Annotated in this window: 15 protein-coding genes; 10 read left to right on the plus strand and 5 right to left on the minus strand. The window is 51.2% G+C overall.

Annotation, left to right across the window (positions count from 1 at the left end):
* Positions 1-22: 22 nt before the first annotated feature.
* Together BMX45_RS10880 and BMX45_RS10885 are read right to left on the minus strand one after the other, a co-directional pair.
* Positions 23-1,027, minus strand: a complete 1,005-nt coding sequence (locus BMX45_RS10880; RefSeq protein WP_090909691.1) for a sensor histidine kinase — start codon at positions 1,025-1,027, stop codon at positions 23-25.
* Positions 1,024-1,713 carry a response regulator transcription factor gene (locus BMX45_RS10885; protein WP_090909692.1) on the minus strand — a complete coding sequence of 230 codons (690 nt, stop codon included), beginning with the start codon at positions 1,711-1,713 and terminating at the stop codon, positions 1,024-1,026. Before BMX45_RS10885 ends, BMX45_RS10880 begins: the two co-directional genes overlap by 4 nt.
* Positions 1,714-1,936: 223 nt before the next feature.
* On the opposite strand from BMX45_RS10885, the gene BMX45_RS10890 reads away from it, so the two are divergent.
* The 5 genes from BMX45_RS10890 to BMX45_RS10910 all read left to right on the plus strand — a co-directional run bounded on the left by BMX45_RS10890 (position 1,937) and on the right by BMX45_RS10910 (position 6,786).
* Positions 1,937-3,448, plus strand: coding sequence for a copper amine oxidase N-terminal domain-containing protein (locus BMX45_RS10890; RefSeq protein ID WP_254778033.1), 1,512 nt, complete (start codon positions 1,937-1,939; stop codon positions 3,446-3,448).
* A 270-nt stretch (positions 3,449-3,718) separates the two neighbouring features.
* Positions 3,719-4,669 (plus strand): DMT family transporter, encoded by a 951-nt coding sequence (locus BMX45_RS10895; RefSeq protein WP_090909694.1) that lies wholly within the window; start codon positions 3,719-3,721, stop codon positions 4,667-4,669.
* A 152-nt stretch (positions 4,670-4,821) separates the two neighbouring features.
* Positions 4,822-5,064 (plus strand): helix-turn-helix domain-containing protein, encoded by a 243-nt coding sequence (locus BMX45_RS10900; protein WP_036659432.1) that lies wholly within the window; start codon positions 4,822-4,824, stop codon positions 5,062-5,064.
* 4 nt (positions 5,065-5,068) lie between these two features.
* A complete protein-coding gene (def, locus tag BMX45_RS10905) occupies positions 5,069-5,587 on the plus strand; it encodes a peptide deformylase (RefSeq protein WP_090909695.1) in 519 nt (172 codons plus the stop codon).
* A gap of 221 nt (positions 5,588-5,808) precedes the next feature.
* The gene (locus BMX45_RS10910) at positions 5,809-6,786 is read left to right on the plus strand and encodes a ring-cleaving dioxygenase (RefSeq protein ID WP_090909696.1); all 978 of its coding nucleotides are present in this window, start codon (positions 5,809-5,811) and stop codon (positions 6,784-6,786) included.
* A gap of 86 nt (positions 6,787-6,872) precedes the next feature.
* On the opposite strand, the gene BMX45_RS10915 is transcribed toward BMX45_RS10910, so the two are convergent.
* Entirely contained in the window at positions 6,873-7,277 is a 405-nt protein-coding gene (locus tag BMX45_RS10915) for a YybH family protein (protein ID WP_090909697.1), read from the minus strand.
* Between the two features lie 123 nt (positions 7,278-7,400).
* Between BMX45_RS10915 and BMX45_RS10920 the strand changes: the two genes are divergently transcribed.
* Both BMX45_RS10920 and BMX45_RS10925 read left to right on the plus strand, forming a co-directional pair.
* Complete coding sequence (locus BMX45_RS10920; protein ID WP_090909698.1) at positions 7,401-7,742, plus strand: winged helix-turn-helix transcriptional regulator; 342 nt, start codon at positions 7,401-7,403, stop codon at positions 7,740-7,742.
* A 127-nt stretch (positions 7,743-7,869) separates the two neighbouring features.
* The gene (locus BMX45_RS10925; protein ID WP_090909699.1) at positions 7,870-9,420 is read left to right on the plus strand and encodes a BCCT family transporter; all 1,551 of its coding nucleotides are present in this window, start codon (positions 7,870-7,872) and stop codon (positions 9,418-9,420) included.
* 335 nt (positions 9,421-9,755) lie between these two features.
* Here BMX45_RS10925 and BMX45_RS10930 read toward each other — a convergent pair whose 3' ends face one another.
* Positions 9,756-10,631, minus strand: a complete 876-nt coding sequence (locus BMX45_RS10930) for an ABC transporter ATP-binding protein (RefSeq protein ID WP_090909700.1) — start codon at positions 10,629-10,631, stop codon at positions 9,756-9,758.
* 324 nt (positions 10,632-10,955) lie between these two features.
* Here BMX45_RS10930 and BMX45_RS10935 point away from each other — a divergent pair, with 324 nt between their 5' ends.
* Positions 10,956-12,005 carry an NAD(P)/FAD-dependent oxidoreductase gene (locus tag BMX45_RS10935; protein WP_090909701.1) on the plus strand — a complete coding sequence of 350 codons (1,050 nt, stop codon included), beginning with the start codon at positions 10,956-10,958 and terminating at the stop codon, positions 12,003-12,005.
* Between the two features lie 78 nt (positions 12,006-12,083).
* On the opposite strand, the gene BMX45_RS10940 is transcribed toward BMX45_RS10935, so the two are convergent.
* Positions 12,084-12,695, minus strand: coding sequence for a TetR/AcrR family transcriptional regulator (locus BMX45_RS10940; protein ID WP_090909702.1), 612 nt, complete (start codon positions 12,693-12,695; stop codon positions 12,084-12,086).
* Between the two features lie 167 nt (positions 12,696-12,862).
* Between BMX45_RS10940 and BMX45_RS10945 the strand changes: the two genes are divergently transcribed.
* Positions 12,863-14,038, plus strand: a complete 1,176-nt coding sequence (locus tag BMX45_RS10945; protein WP_090909703.1) for a YhgE/Pip domain-containing protein — start codon at positions 12,863-12,865, stop codon at positions 14,036-14,038.
* Between the two features lie 203 nt (positions 14,039-14,241).
* On the plus strand, positions 14,242-14,895 hold the full coding sequence (locus BMX45_RS10950) for a response regulator transcription factor (RefSeq protein ID WP_090909704.1): 654 nt from the start codon (positions 14,242-14,244) through the stop codon (positions 14,893-14,895).
* Positions 14,896-14,933: the final 38 nt, after the last annotated feature.

A 14,933-nucleotide genomic window follows, 5' to 3' on the forward strand; every position in this document is an offset into this window, starting at 1 on the left:
GCAAAAGCATGTGACATTGTTGTCACATGCCGGTAATGCTTACGAAATCATTCCGTTTCGGAAAGATCAAGGTAAAGGTTGTGCCGATGCCCGGCTTTGATTCTACCTGGATTCGGATCATCAAGGCCTCGGCTACTTTTTTCGTCAGATAGAGCCCCATGCCGGTTGCGGCACTATCCTGATGCGAGGTGGTGGACGTGAAGCCTTTATCGAAAATCCGGGGCATGTCCTTCGGATCAATGCCGCGTCCGGCATCCCGAATGATGAGTCTGACATGGTCGGCCACGAGATCGCTCTCGATGTGAATGTCCGAAGCGGAGCTGTATTTGACCGCGTTGGTCAACAGCTGGCGGATGATAAAGCCCAGCCATTTGGCATCGCTCAGCACTTCCGCTGCCTGCAGGGAAACGTCAAAGCCGATGCCCTTTTGCATGCACCAGGTTTTGAGCCCGCGGATCTCCTGAAAGATGATCGGCTCCAGGGCGGACACCTCGATCAGCAGATCGTTCTGAATAAAGGGGATGCGCTTCTGGTGCAGCTGCTGGTCAAGCAGCAGGTGAATGCGGAGCCATTCATACTGGAGCTGCGCTTTCAACGTTTCGTCTTCCATGCGTTCGATCATCAATTGCATCGTGGTGAGCGGCGTTTTCACTTCATGAATCCAGGATAACAGCTCGTCCTTCTCTCCTTGCATCTCCATTAGGCGCATGGAGGATTCCATCTTGAAACGCTCGGTCTGCAGGGAGAGCATGTCCATGGCAATCGCTTCAAAGGGGCGCTCCGGCTCGCTGATGGCGGCTAAGTCGTAGGTGTCGTCCCATGCCTGGAGACTTTTGTAGAACTTGGTTTCCCTGTTGTATCTGACGAACAGAAACACCAGGAAGAACAGCGTCGACAGAAACACGATATAGAGGATGGGCAGGAACGGGATTTGGGCGTCCACCGCGGCTATAAACAGAAGCATCAGCTGCAAGAACACGAATAATAGAATCCAGCTTAGCCGTTCCCGGATATAGGCCATCATCATGAGTGGGCCTCTTCCGTGGCGATATAACCTTGTCCCACCTTGGTTTCGATGTAAGGGTCAAGTCCCAAGGGCTCCAGCTTCTTGCGAAGACGATTCACGTTAACCGTTAACGTATTATCGCTGACAAAATGCTCGTTGTCCCAAAGGCTCTTGATCAGGTCCTCCCGGCTGACGATCTGGTTCTTCCGCTCCATGAGGATCTTCAGAATGAACATTTCATTCTTTGTCAGTTCAGCCGTGCCCTGAGGACTGCTTATCGTATTTTTGCCGAATTCGACGGTGGCCCCGCGCCAGGTTCTCAGCTCGGTCCGCTCGGTGTTGTAATTGTATACCCGGCGCAGGGTGGCTTGGATTTTGGCAATCAGGACATCGAAGTGAAACGGCTTCTGAATGAAATCGTCCGCCCCCAGCTGCATGGACATCACCATATCGGTGGGATGATCCCGGGAAGACAGGAATATAATCGGGACGTTGGAGTGGGAGCGAATCATTCGGCACCAATGAAACCCGTCAAACTTCGGCAGCTGGATGTCGATAATGACCAGGTCGGGCTGGATCGCCGTGAACTCCTGGAGTACGGCGCTGAAATCGCGGACGCCATAAACGTCATACGACCATTGCGAGAGACGCTCCTGCACTTCATGGAACAGGGTCACGTCGTCTTCGATCAGCATAATTTTAAACAAGGGATTCACCACGCTTTAAAAGGTTGTTCAAACCGCACTTCATGAATGTGCGCTGTTCCGTCATGATTTTCATTCCCCAGTGTATAGCAAAAAGTCGATATATGCTATCTTGAGGCGCCTTCCCATGTGCATACATGACGAGGCTTAAATACCTATTTACAAACATTTCCTCCCTTCCCATAATAGAAATGAGCCTATGACCTGGGAGGGGACAAATATCAAAATGTATAAGAAGTTCAGATGGTTGACCGTACTTATTGCAGCCGTGTTGGTCGTTATGACAGGATGTCAGGCCGTCGGGGGACTGGATATCAACAAGGCGATGCTGACCAGTCTTGATGCGAAATCCAGCGAATCCAGCGCAAGTATTCGATTCGAGGTGGTGCCTGCGGACAAGGCCCTATCGTCTGAAGATAAAGAAGCGATTGATCTTATTAATTCATTATCCTTAAATATCGACCATGCCATCGTGGAGGATAGCAATACGGTGTCCATTCAGGGCAGCGTCCAGTATTCGGACAAGAAGGTTCCGCTTCATCTGTCCATGGATGCCAAGGGAATGGCGATTCAATTGGACGGCGCGAAGCAGCCGTTCTATCTGTCGATGGATACACCCGTTCCGGGAATGCCCGACACCAGCCAGTATGAGCAGGCGATTCAAGATGTCGTGAAGAAGGCGGCAGGACTTGTGCTGAAGCATTTCCCGAACCCGTCCAAAGTTTCGGTGAAGCCGGTCCAGGAGAAGGTGAACGGAGAGAGCTTGAACCTGACGCATCTTCAGATGGAGCTTACGGGCGAAGAGATTTTGAACATGGTTAAGCCTTTCGCCGGAAGCCTGCTTAAAGACGAAGCCGGCTTGAAGCAGGTAATCGGTGATGCTTATGACGCCATTTATCCGATGATAACCAGCATCGGCGAGGCATACGGCGAAGACGTTGAACTCCTGCCGCAGGAATCCAAGGAAGAGGTCGTCGCATCGCTCTACGAGATGGTGCATGGCGCACTGACCGAATTTACGGAGAACTATGATGAACAGAAGGAGCAGTTATTGGAGGAGCTTCCGGGATCCGAAACCGTCTTCGGCAAGGATACGATCCTCAAACTGGACTATTACTTCGACGAGCAGCTGAATACGCGAAAGAATGCGCTGGAGCTGACCGTCGCGCTTCCGGCATCCGAGGACCTGCCATTGAAGGCCTTCAAGGTGTATTCCGAAGGCGAGGTCTGGAATATCGGCGGCGCAGTGAAAGCCAATAAGGTCGACACGTCCAAAGGCGTGCTGGACGTCCTGAATGAATCTGTGACGCCGGGTCAAGTGCTGCGGAACTTCGAGAAGGATTCCCTCATTTATAACGTGCTGAAGGATGACTTGAAGATTACGCAAAAGTCGATGTATTTGAATATCTCGAACGAGGATTTTGGATACGGCGCCATCAAGAAGAACAATCAGAGCTTTGTTCCGCTCCGTTACCTGGCAGATCAGCTGGATGCCGAAGTGAAGTGGACCAAGGGCTCGAATAAAATTATAGTCATCAATGATTTGACGGGAGAAGAAATCGTGGTGACCGTAGGCTCCAAAAAAGCCAGCGTTGGCGGTAAAAGCGTAACGCTGCCGGAAGCGCCATTCGTTCATAGCAACGGATCTACCTACGTTCCGCTCCGGTTTATGGCCGAAGCGCTCGGCGCAACGCTTCATCTCGAGGGCGATGGCTGGATTTCGGTCGAACGCGATTAACGGTTTTTATATCGATAACGGGTCGGCAATGCCGGTGCCTGTTATGAAAAAATGTAAGTTGAAGTATATATAACGGGGCTGTTTCCCGTCATCCTGGGATGACGGGAAACAGCCTTATTGTTGTTACCTCCTTCATCGCGCTAACTGTACCGGTACAGTTAGCGTTATTTCAAATCGTAACGAAGTCCTTCCTGCCGTAAGATAAGTAACAAATGCACCGAAACTCCCGGTTGGACATAAAAAAGAGAAGATGAAGGAGATACACATATCATGAATCTAACGCATACAAGCCGTGCCTATGCCGCCGCTTTGGGATATACGGCCATCATTGGTTTTTCGTTTATGTTCGTAAAGCTGGCGCTGGTCCATGCTAACCCGCTGGATACGCTGGCGCATCGGTTTACCATTTCGTTCTTAGCCGCGTCGCTGGGCCTCCTCATTGCCCGCAGAAGGGTCCCGATGGATCTGAAACGGCTGCTGACCATCGTGCCGCTGGCCATATTCTATCCGTTCCTGTTCTTTACGCTGCAAACCTTCGGGTTAGTCTATACCAGTTCGGCCGAGGCCGGAATTATCCACGCTACCGTACCGATCTTTACGCTGCTCTTGGCGTCGCTGTTCTTGAAGGAGGGCTCCAGCTGGGCACAAAAGCTGTTTACCGTGTTGTCGGTGACAGGGATCATCTCCATCTTTGTGTTGAAAGGCGTGTCCTTCGAGCAATCGAGCACGCTCGGAATTGTGCTGATTCTGCTCTCTGCGCTATCCAATGCCGTTTACAGCGTGATGGCCCGCAGGATGACGCAGAAGCAGTCGGTACTGGATATCACCTTCATCATGTCGATGATCGGATTCGTGCTGTTTAACCTGATGTCGGTCGCTCAGCATGCAGCACAAAGGACGCTCGTCCATTATTTTGACCCGTTTATGCACTCATCCTTCGTATGGGCGGTTCTTTATCTCGGCGTCTTGTCCTCCCTGGGAACATCGCTCCTGTCCAACTATGCCTTGTCCCAGATCGAGGCGTCCCGGATGGGCATCTTTAACAATCTGGCTACCGTGGTCACGATTTTTGGAGGCGTCGCCTTCTTGAATGAAAAGCTGGCTTACTATCATGTCATCGGAGCAGCACTCGTCGTTGTCGGCGTGATCGGGACCAGCCTTGCAGGCAGAGCCGGGAACGCTAAGAAACAGCTGGCCCGGAACGAATCCAAGCCTGCTTAAAATATCTCTTCAGATTAAGTGTAAGCGAAGGGTCATCAGGACCTCTAGAGCACCACTGTTGTCAAACCCCAAAGAAATGGGCTTGAGATATTAGGCACTACCTTATAAAATTAGGTGTGAGCTAATATTTTGATGAACGGGAGGGTGACCCTTTGCTCGAATGGATGTTGCGTAACGTGATGGCAGAGAGAGGGATATGGTCGGGAGCGGCTTTGGCGCGGCTGATGAAAGAGAAGGCGGATTACAGCCTGTCGGCTGCTTCCATTAGCGCATTGCTGACGAACCAGCCCAGGCAGATGAAGGCAGAGACGTTAGATGCCCTTTGCACAACCTTAGAGTGTACTCCAAGTGACTTATGGGTGCATACACCTCCTTCCAAAACTAAGGGGGCTTAAGTGAATGACGGTAAAACCTATTGTGCCATTCGGCGATCCCATCCTGCGCAAGGTGGCCCGGCCGGTCGATTCCGTGAATGCCAGAGTATTAAAGATATTGGATGATATGGTCGAGACGCTGTACGACAGCGATGGGCGCGCCGGCCTTGCCGCACCGCAAATCGGCATTTTGCGAAGGCTTATTGTCATGGACTGCGGAGAAGGGCTGATCGAACTGATTAATCCGGAAATCGTGGAGATGGACGGGGAACAAATGGGCCCTGAAGCGTGCCTCTCCTATCCGGGCTACTACGGATACGTGAAGAGAGCTGACAAAGTAACGATGAAGACATTGAACCGGCAAGGCGAGACGGTAATCCTGAAGGGCGAGGATTATCTGGCCAGATGCATGCAGCATGAGATTGATCACCTGAACGGCATTTTGTTCGTGGACCATGTTCGGGATGGATGGTTGTATCATGAGGAGACGCATCGACGCATCGAGCTGCTGCCCGTCATTGGATTATCCAATACAGGCTCATAGCGTCGCGTCCATGTACATGTAGAGACCAAGGCGAAATGAATAGAACGGCCGGATCTAATGTCCGGCTGTTTTTTATTGGTTTACGACTGAGAATGTTGATGCTTGACGGAATAGGAAAGCCGTGATATTATTATCTTAAATTAAAGATGTTTTAAATCGAAATAATAAACGAAGCAGATTCGACACACACTTTACAATATAAAAGACGGAGGCGTTTAACTATGAACGGATTAAAAGGAATTCACCACGTAACAGCCATTACGAGCAGTGCCGAGAAGAACTACGAGTTCTTCACCTATGTGCTGGGCATGCGGCTCGTGAAGAAGACGGTGAACCAGGACGATATTCAGACATACCACCTGTTCTTTGCGGATGACAAGGGCAGCGCAGGCACGGATATGACCTTCTTCGACTTCCCGGGTATTCCGAAGGGCAGACACGGTACGGACGAGATCTACAAAACCTCGTTCCGTGTTCCTAACGATGCAGCGCTGGAATATTGGGTCAAGCGATTTGATCGGATGGACGTGAAGCATCAAGGCATTCAAGAGTTATTCGGCAAAAAAACACTCGCTTTTGTTGATTTCGACGATCAGCAATATCAACTCATCTCCGACGAGAACAATGAAGGCGTGGCTTCGGGAACGCCTTGGCAGAAGGGGCCGATTCCCTTGGAACATGCGATTACAGGACTTGGCCCGGTCTTTGTGCGGGTGTCCAATTTCGATCACTTCAAAGAAGTGATGGAGAAGGTGCTTCAGTTTAAGGAAATCGGCAAGGAAGGCTCGCTGCATCTGTTTGAGGTTGGTGAAGGCGGCAATGGCGCGCAGGTGGTTGTCGAGTACAACGCCGTGCTCCCGCGGGCCCAGCAGGGCTTCGGTACCGTTCACCACGCGGCCTTCCGGGTAGAGGACCGTTCGGTGCTGGAGCACTGGATCAAGCGTCTGGACGACTTCCAATTCCATACGTCGGGCTTTGTCGACCGCTATTTCTTCCAGTCCCTGTACGCACGCGTCGCGCCGCAAATTCTGTTCGAGTTTGCCACCGACGGTCCGGGCTTCATGGGGGATGAGCCGTATGAAACGCTGGGCGAAAAATTGTCCCTGCCTCCATTCCTGGAGCCGAAGCGCGAGCAGATCGAGAGCATGGTTCGCCCGATCGATACGGTGCGCAGCACGAAGGAATTCGTGAAGGAATGATGCAATGAATCCCAAGAAGCAATCCGCTTGTTCATGACAAGGGCGGATTGCTTTTTTTTGTACCACCGAAATAACGGATCTTACGGTCATTCCCATGTATCCGAACCGAATGGATGGTCCACGATGTACAGCCAGCTTCCATCGGGCTGTTGTCTCACGATCTCGGAGGTATGTCCTTGCAGCACCAGCGGTTGGTCATCCGGGTCGGTCGTTTGCAGGGTGAACCTGGCACGCAGCAAAGCGATATTTTCAAACGGAATACAATATACATTGGTGGAGACCATGGTGCCTTTGAGCCGCAGCAGTTCCTCCAACGTAAGGCGGAAGGAATGGATTCCGATTTCCAGGCTTCCGTTTCGGTGGACATGAACGCCGTTCGGTTCATACAGTGCCAGCAGCTGATCGATATCCCCGCTATTATAAGCGTCCGCAAAGGCTGCATTCATATCTTCCGGCTTCCGGACGGGGTTTGAAGGATTTGATGGTTTCATTGTATTTCCTCTTTCTGTAAGATGATAATCAATAGCCTATCTGAAAAAGAAAGCCATGGTAAGTACGCAGAATATGGTGACCTAGTCATCTATTCATGACCAAGGGAGTTGAGGAATAGCAAAATGCCCTATCAGGATGAGAGTTTGGGGTGTCCGGCTGAAGTCGGCCTGCATATGATTAGCGGAAAGTGGAAGCCTCGAATACTATATGAGCTGTTTCAGGAAACCCGCCGTTTCGGTGAGCTACACCGGAGAATACCTGAAGTATCGCGGCACGTGCTGACCTTGCAATTACGGGAGTTGGAGGAGAAAGGCATTGTGAAGCGGACGGTTTTTCATGAGCTGCCTCCTAAGGTGGAATATTCGATAACCGCGTTTGGTCGACAGTTTGAAGCGGTGCTGGAGCAAATGGTCATGTTGGGCCAGCAGTATATCGGATCTCAACAAGATTCTAACAGGAAATAACGATAACGATAGCTTTGATCGGATAAGTACCTGATGCAGCACACATTCAGCGATTAAGTACATCAATTTTGGTTTAAATACAAATACTGTATGGGACAACGATGACTTATCTGCTGAGGTGGAGCTTGTGAAAGGAAGTTTACTGAAGAATATCGTGTTTTCGGTATCTGCTGTCATTATTGCCGTGTTGTCTATACTGGGAGCCGTCAAACCCGGGGCCTTTGGTGAAGTGGCAGGGTATCTGTACAGATTTACGACGAATACGTTCGGCTGGTTCTATTTGCTCTCGATCTTTGCGATTATCATATTTCTGATCTGGGTTGCGGCCAGCAAATACGGCACCATTCGCCTTGGCGGAGATAAGGAGAAGCCCGAGTATCCGTTCTTCACCTGGATCGGCATGCTGTTCTCCGCAGGATTTGGTGTCGGGCTGGTGTTTTGGGGCGTGGCCGAACCCATGAGCCACTTTTTTAAGACGCCCTTCGGAGGCGTCGAAGCACAAGGCGTCGAAGCGGCACGCGTGGCTATGGGCTATTCCTTTTTTCACTGGGGGATAAGTCAATGGTCCGTGTTTGCCCTAGTCGGGCTTGTGATTGCGTTTCTACAGTTCCGTAAGCAGAAGGATGGGCTGGTATCTACCGCGCTGGAGCCTGTTACCGGTTCAAAGCGCAGCGTCAAGAATGTGATTGATATCCTGGCGGTCATAGCAACGGTCATGGGTATCGCGACTTCGATCGGACTTGGCGTTCTGCAAATGAGCGGCGGGTTGAATACCATTATGGGAATTAACAATGGCGTAGGGCTGCAGTTATTGATGCTGGGGATTATTTTTGTCGCTTACATGATCTCGTCGACGACGGGATTGGACAAGGGGATTAAATACTTAAGCAACCTGAACCTCGGTATGGCGCTAGCTTTTTTATTGTTTGTGTTTATCTGCGGACCCTCCGTATTCATCTTGGAGACGTTCACATTAGCGCTTGGCGACTACATTACGAATTTCGTTTCGTACAGTTTAAGGCTCCAACCCTATGCGGAAGGCACGTGGGTACGGGAATGGACGATATTCTACTGGGCGTGGGCCATTGCTTGGTCGCCGTATGTGGGAGCCTTCGTGGCGAGGGTATCCAAGGGAAGAACGGTTCGCGAATTCATTGTGGGCGTGATGGTTGTACCGCCGGTCATTGCCTGTCTCTGGATCGCCGTGTTCGGCGGAACGGCCATCTGGTTTGACCTGCACGAGAACACCGGGATAGCGGCAGCCGTTAACGCGGATGTCACGTCGGCGCTGTTCCAATTGTTCAACCAATTGCCTTTCGCTTCCGTCATGAACGTGCTGGCGATTATACTTATACTGACGTTCCTGGTAACGTCCGCGGATTCGGCAACGTATATATTAGCCAGCATGACCACTTATGGCAGCTTGAACCCTCCCCAAACGGCAAAAATCGTGTGGGGCACGCTGATGGCAGCCATTGCCGGCGTCCTGCTGTATGCAGGTGGCCTTGAAGCCTTACAGACCGCTTCGCTGATTGCGGCATTGCCGTTCACCGTACTGCTGCTTCTGATGATCGTTGCGGTAGTGAAACTGCTGAGCCGAGAGCCGCTTCCGATTCGTAAAGCCGATCTGAAACGGTTTCGCCGTCTCGAAGAGGCAGCAAACCGTGGGAAGAAGTGAGACGAGCGCGAGGTACAGCAAAGTCGGAAGAATTGGATTCAAGAGGGCACCCATGCGGTGTCCTCTTTATTTTTATGAAAATGAGCCCGGATATGACAGCAGCCATAGCCAAACCCATATAACACAGAATCGAAAAAGCCCCCATCACACCCGCGGGCGTGCAATGAGAGCTTTGGAAGTTCGGCATAAAGTATCCGCGATTTCATGTTGACCCGAGTGCAAGCAGATCGCCCGCGTTGGAGGATAACACAATCTCACGCGCGGCGAATTGGCGGGCACCTCAAGCGGGGCCGTTCTCGGACTCATATGTAATGGTTCCGGGATTGCCGCAGACGCTAAGAGTGAACAGCAGTGCGATAAACGGGGTGAGCAGTTTCTTCGTAGTTGTCGTTATGCTCCGCCGTTTTGAGTATGTCCTCTTTTTCCCCTTTTAATAGATTGTAAGTGATGCAAATCGGCTTCGCCGTGCGCGGATCGCGGCCGATCTCTGCGTCGATATGGAATACTTTCTTTAATACTTCGTGCGAAATGACGGATTCCGGATCGCCGGCCTGAATGATATCTCCATCCTTCATTGCGATAATGTAATCCGCGAATCGGGCAGCCTGGTTCAAATCGTGCAGAACCATGACGATGGTCCGCTCTTGTTCGATATTGAGCCTCTCGAGCAGTTCCAGAATCTCCAGCTGATGCGCCATGTCCAGATACGTGGTCGGCTCGTCGAGGAAGATCATTTCGGTCTCCTGCGCGAGTGCCATCGCAATCCATACCCGCTGGCGCTGTCCTCCGGACAGGGCATCCACCGAACGGTATTTATAATCCTGGGTGCCGGTAACCTCGAGTGCCCAGTCGATGACGTCCATATCCTGCTTGGTCAAGCGGCCAAAACCGCGCTGATGGGGATAGCGCCCGTAGGATACGAGTTCGCCCACCGTTAATCCGCCCGGACCTTCCGGAGTCTGGGGCAGAATGGCCAGCTTCTTCGCCAGAAGCTTGGTGTTCATCTTGGCGATTTCTTCCCCGTCCAGAATGGCAGCCCCGGATTGATAAGGAATGATGCGGGTAACAGCCTTCAAAAGAGTGGATTTGCCGCAGCCGTTAGGCCCAATGATGGTCGTGATTCTTTTATCGGGAATATCTACGTTAAGACGATTCAATATCAGATTCTCGCCATAACCGACGCTTATTCGATCTGTACTTAGGCGAATCATCATTTCACCTCCAGAGTAGTTAGCTATCAAACGATAATGATTCTCAATTTCATCCATAAATATAATGTGAGGCCGCGCCGTTGTCAATAAATATCTTAATGGAAACTTCAAATAATATTCATGTTTCAGCCGAATAATACCCATATATAGTTCAGTGGAATACTACAGGCCTATATCTAGGCGAAATTGTGACAAAATGAATTTTTTCTAAATGTTTGATTGTAAAAAGGGTAAAGGCAACGTATACTAATTGATAATGATAATCATTTACGTTACAAGGTGATCACAAACAGCCTTTTAATTTATAGACCGGGAGTGAAACGCATGAGTGGGAATGAGATATTTGATGTAACGGTTATTGGCGGAGGACCAGCGGGATTGTATTCCGCTTTTTATAGTGGACTGCGTGGCATGAAAACCAAGATAATAGAATATCAGCCCATGCTTGGCGGAAAGGTTCACGTATATCCGGAGAAAATGATATGGGACGTCGGCGGATTGACGCCGATTCCAGGCGCGAAGCTGATCGAGCAAATGGTTCAGCAAGGCCTGACGTTCAATCCCGAAGTGCTGTTAAACGAGAAGGTTGAATCGATCGCCCGCAATGAGGAAGGACTGTTCGAATTACATACGGCGAATTCCGGCGTGCATCTGTCCAAAACGGTCATCGTGGCGGTTGGCGGAGGCATCTTGAATCCGCAGAAGCTGGAGATTGAAGGAGCCGAGCGGTTCGAAGTGTCGAACCTGAACTACACCGTGAAGTCCCTGCAGCATTTCAAGGGCAAAACCGTCATTGTGTCCGGCGGAGGGAATTCAGCCGTAGATTGGGCGAACGAGCTGGAGCCTGTGGCGAAGAAGGTCTACCTGGCGTATCGCAAGGACGAATTGTCAGGCCATGAAGCCCAGGTCCAGCAGCTGATGAACAGCAAGGCGACCTGCCATCTGAATACATCGATCACGAAGCTCATTGCTTCGGATAATCATGAGGTGATTGAGCGGGTAGAATTGACCAATAATGCGACAGGGGAAGTTTCCTATTTAGCCGTAGACGAGGTCATCATTAACCATGGCTATGAACGGGATATGTCGCTGCTGGAGAACAGCAACCTTGATATTCACCGGGTGGATGACTACTATATCGCAGGCAACGCAAGCTGTAATTCTTCCATACCTGGACTGTATGCCGCCGGCGACATCCTGCATTTTGACGGGAAGCTGCACCTGATTGCAGGCGCCTTCCAGGATGCCGCGAACGCGGTGAACAGCGCGAAGCAGTTCATTGAGCCGGATGCCAGGAAGTACGCGATGGTCTCTTCGCATAACGAGGTATTCAAGGAGCGCAATCGCGAATTAGTGAAGCAATTGATCAATTAGAACACGGGCATGCGTATACATGCATGTAACGATAGAAGAGAAGCGAGGGAACCTCCGCTTCTCTTTTTTTGCGTGCCCTTATTGTTTTTGGATAATTCCTGAAGTGATCAACGGGCCGTAATTGATCAGCTGTGTCATCATGATGCCCATCTCTCTTGCGGACTTGTTCATCCCGGACTCGATCCAGTGTATGACCAGGCCGATATTGGCGGAGATCATATAAGCGATCAGGTAATCGCTCGGAATGATCTGATTCCCGCCTGTGGGCATTCTGAACGCATGCTTGGCAAACATATGCTCCTTCATGAACTCCCTGAATTGCCGAACGAAGGAAATGTCCCCATTCGGGCCGACAATAGCCTTGAAGAAGTCGGCATGCCGGATGAGCTCCTCGAATATTTGTTCTGACGCGGGATAAGGCTCTCCCTTTTCCGCATAGTCTCTGGAATCCCTGGGATCGATAAGAACCACGATGTTCTCAATCTTCTGGAGCACCTCTTCTTTGAGCTTATCCAGCATATCCGGCACATCCCGATAATGCAGGTAGAAGGTACCGCGGTTGATATTGGCGCGATTGGCGATATCGGTCACGGTAATGGCATCTATCCGTTTCTCCTGCATAAGTTCAAACAGGGTTTGCCGCAGCAGCTGGTTGGTCCGGATTTGCCGGCGATCCGTCTTTTTTGTCAAGGAATCCCCCCAGTACGAATGTGAAGACTTAATCAACAGAGGGCTCGTACTCTGATGAGTAATGAACACTCCGCTGAAAGCTGATGATTGAACAAATCACTACCTTCATTATAATTAACGCTGTGATTATTAATCAACAGTCTGTTTATTAACGAGGAGTGGTGGATATGGGGTTCTTAAGACAAAAAATGCTGTGGATCGGCGCATTGGCTGTCCTTCTGGTGCTGGCCATCTTCGGCGTAGCCATGATGGGGTCGATCGCGGGAGCGAAGCCGAAGTCGCTTCCCGTTGCGCTTGTTGCCTTGGATCAACCGGTTGAGTTGCCAAGCGGCGAAACCCTCGCTGTCGGTGACATGATGAAAGGAATGCTGCAGGCAAACTCGCAGCTGCCCATTCATTGGGAGACTGTGAATTCGGAAGCGGAAGCGCGGGAAGGACTCGACAGCCAGAAGTATTACGGCGCCCTTGTGCTGCCTGAGGACTTAAGCGCCGGCATCTTGACGCTGCAGTCGCCTGCTCCGAAGCCCGCTGTGGTGCAGGTGCTGGCGAATGAGGGGATGAGCACGCAGGCATCCACTGCGGTGAGACAGATGCTCGGGCAAGCGATGAAGATGGCGGGAGCGGAGCTCTCCAAGCAGGCGTTGACCATGATCGGCTCGCAGACGGATATGCTGCCGGTCACAACCGCGCAGGCTCTGCTCATTCCGTTCGAGGTTCATGAAGAGGTCGTTCATCCTGTAGGTGCGAACCACGCAAGCGGCAATGCGCCGGGAATGCTGATACAGATTCTATGGATCGGCTGCCTGATCCTTAGCGTGTTCCTGTTCCAGGCGCTGCAGAAAGCAGTGAATGCCGGCAGCAGGGGAATCGCAATTGTGCTGCAAGGCGCTGCCGGTTTGCTGCTGACGGGTCTGGCCTCCGGTTTTCTGGTATGGATGGCTTCCTCCTGGTATGGCATGGAGCTTGCGAACGGAGGCAGCGTATGGCTGATGCTGTGGCTGGCCGGGTCCGCATTTTTCCTTCTTCAGTCGACATTGCTGAACTGGATCGGGCTCCCGGCCATGGGCATCTTGGTGCTCCTGATGTTCTTCTCGATGCCGCTTCTCAATATGGCGCCGGAGTTTCTGCCCCAGGCGACGCAGGATTGGCTGTACTCCTGGACTCCGCTGCGTTTTGCCGCTTCCGCTCTCCGGGATGTGATGTATTTTGACGGGTACGCGCCATCTTCTTCGCATTCTGCGGTAATGTGGTTCATAGCCGGAGGTTTTCTTGTTCTGTTGCTGGCCTCGACATTCAAGAAAGGGAGACGTTCAGACAAAGGAAAATCGATTGCCGCTTCTTAATAGAATAGGCTGGCGCCTAAGCAGTGCGGGGTTCATCCCTGCACTGCTTTCTATAGTTTGCTCAAGCTGATCGGTTCATGTGGACGGGATCATGCCAAAGTCGCAGCATCGGGACGTTTCTCCCTTTATTCAAGTGAATAAAATACTATCGTTCTTCAGGATGGCAGCCTGTATAATCCTGAATAAGGGAGCGTGAGCGTAAATTGAAGATTAAAGTGATCATTGCGGATGATAACTCTTTTATCAGGGAAGGCATGAAGATCATTCTGGCGACGTTTGATGAGTTCGACGTGGTGGCGACCGTCGAAGACGGACAAGAAGCGGTCGCCTATTGCGAAGCGCACGAAGTGGATGTGGCGCTGATGGACGTCCGGATGCCGAACCTGAATGGCGTTGAGGCCACGAAACAGCTCACGGAGCGTACCAGGACCAAGACGCTGATCTTAACGACCTTCGACGACGATGAATACATTACCGATGCGATCCTGAATGGGGCCAAGGGTTATCTGCTAAAGAATAACGACCCGGAACGGATTCGCGATGCGATCAAAACCGTGTACCACGGCCATCATGTGCTCCAGGACGTCGTACTGGATAAAATCAAATCCGGGCTGTCTCCCGGAAAGCCTGATAAGACAGACAAGGCAGACAAGTTCGACCGAAGCCTATTCACCGAAAGGGAACTGGATATTATGGCGCTCATCGCCAAAGGTCTGGCCAACAAGGAAATCTCGAAGAAGCTGTTTATTTCCGAAGGCACGATTGCCAATCACATCACTTCGGTTCTCAGCAAGACAGGTCTGGAGCATCGAACCCAGATTGCGATTTTTTATCTGACGGGAGAAGTGAATAAGTGAGCGAACGCCGAAACTATGCCGAACTGTGGGTCATCGGG

It is taken from the genome of Paenibacillus sp. cl141a, assembly GCF_900109305.1.
Taxonomy (GTDB): Bacteria; Bacillota; Bacilli; order Paenibacillales; family Paenibacillaceae; genus Paenibacillus_AQ; species Paenibacillus_AQ lautus_A.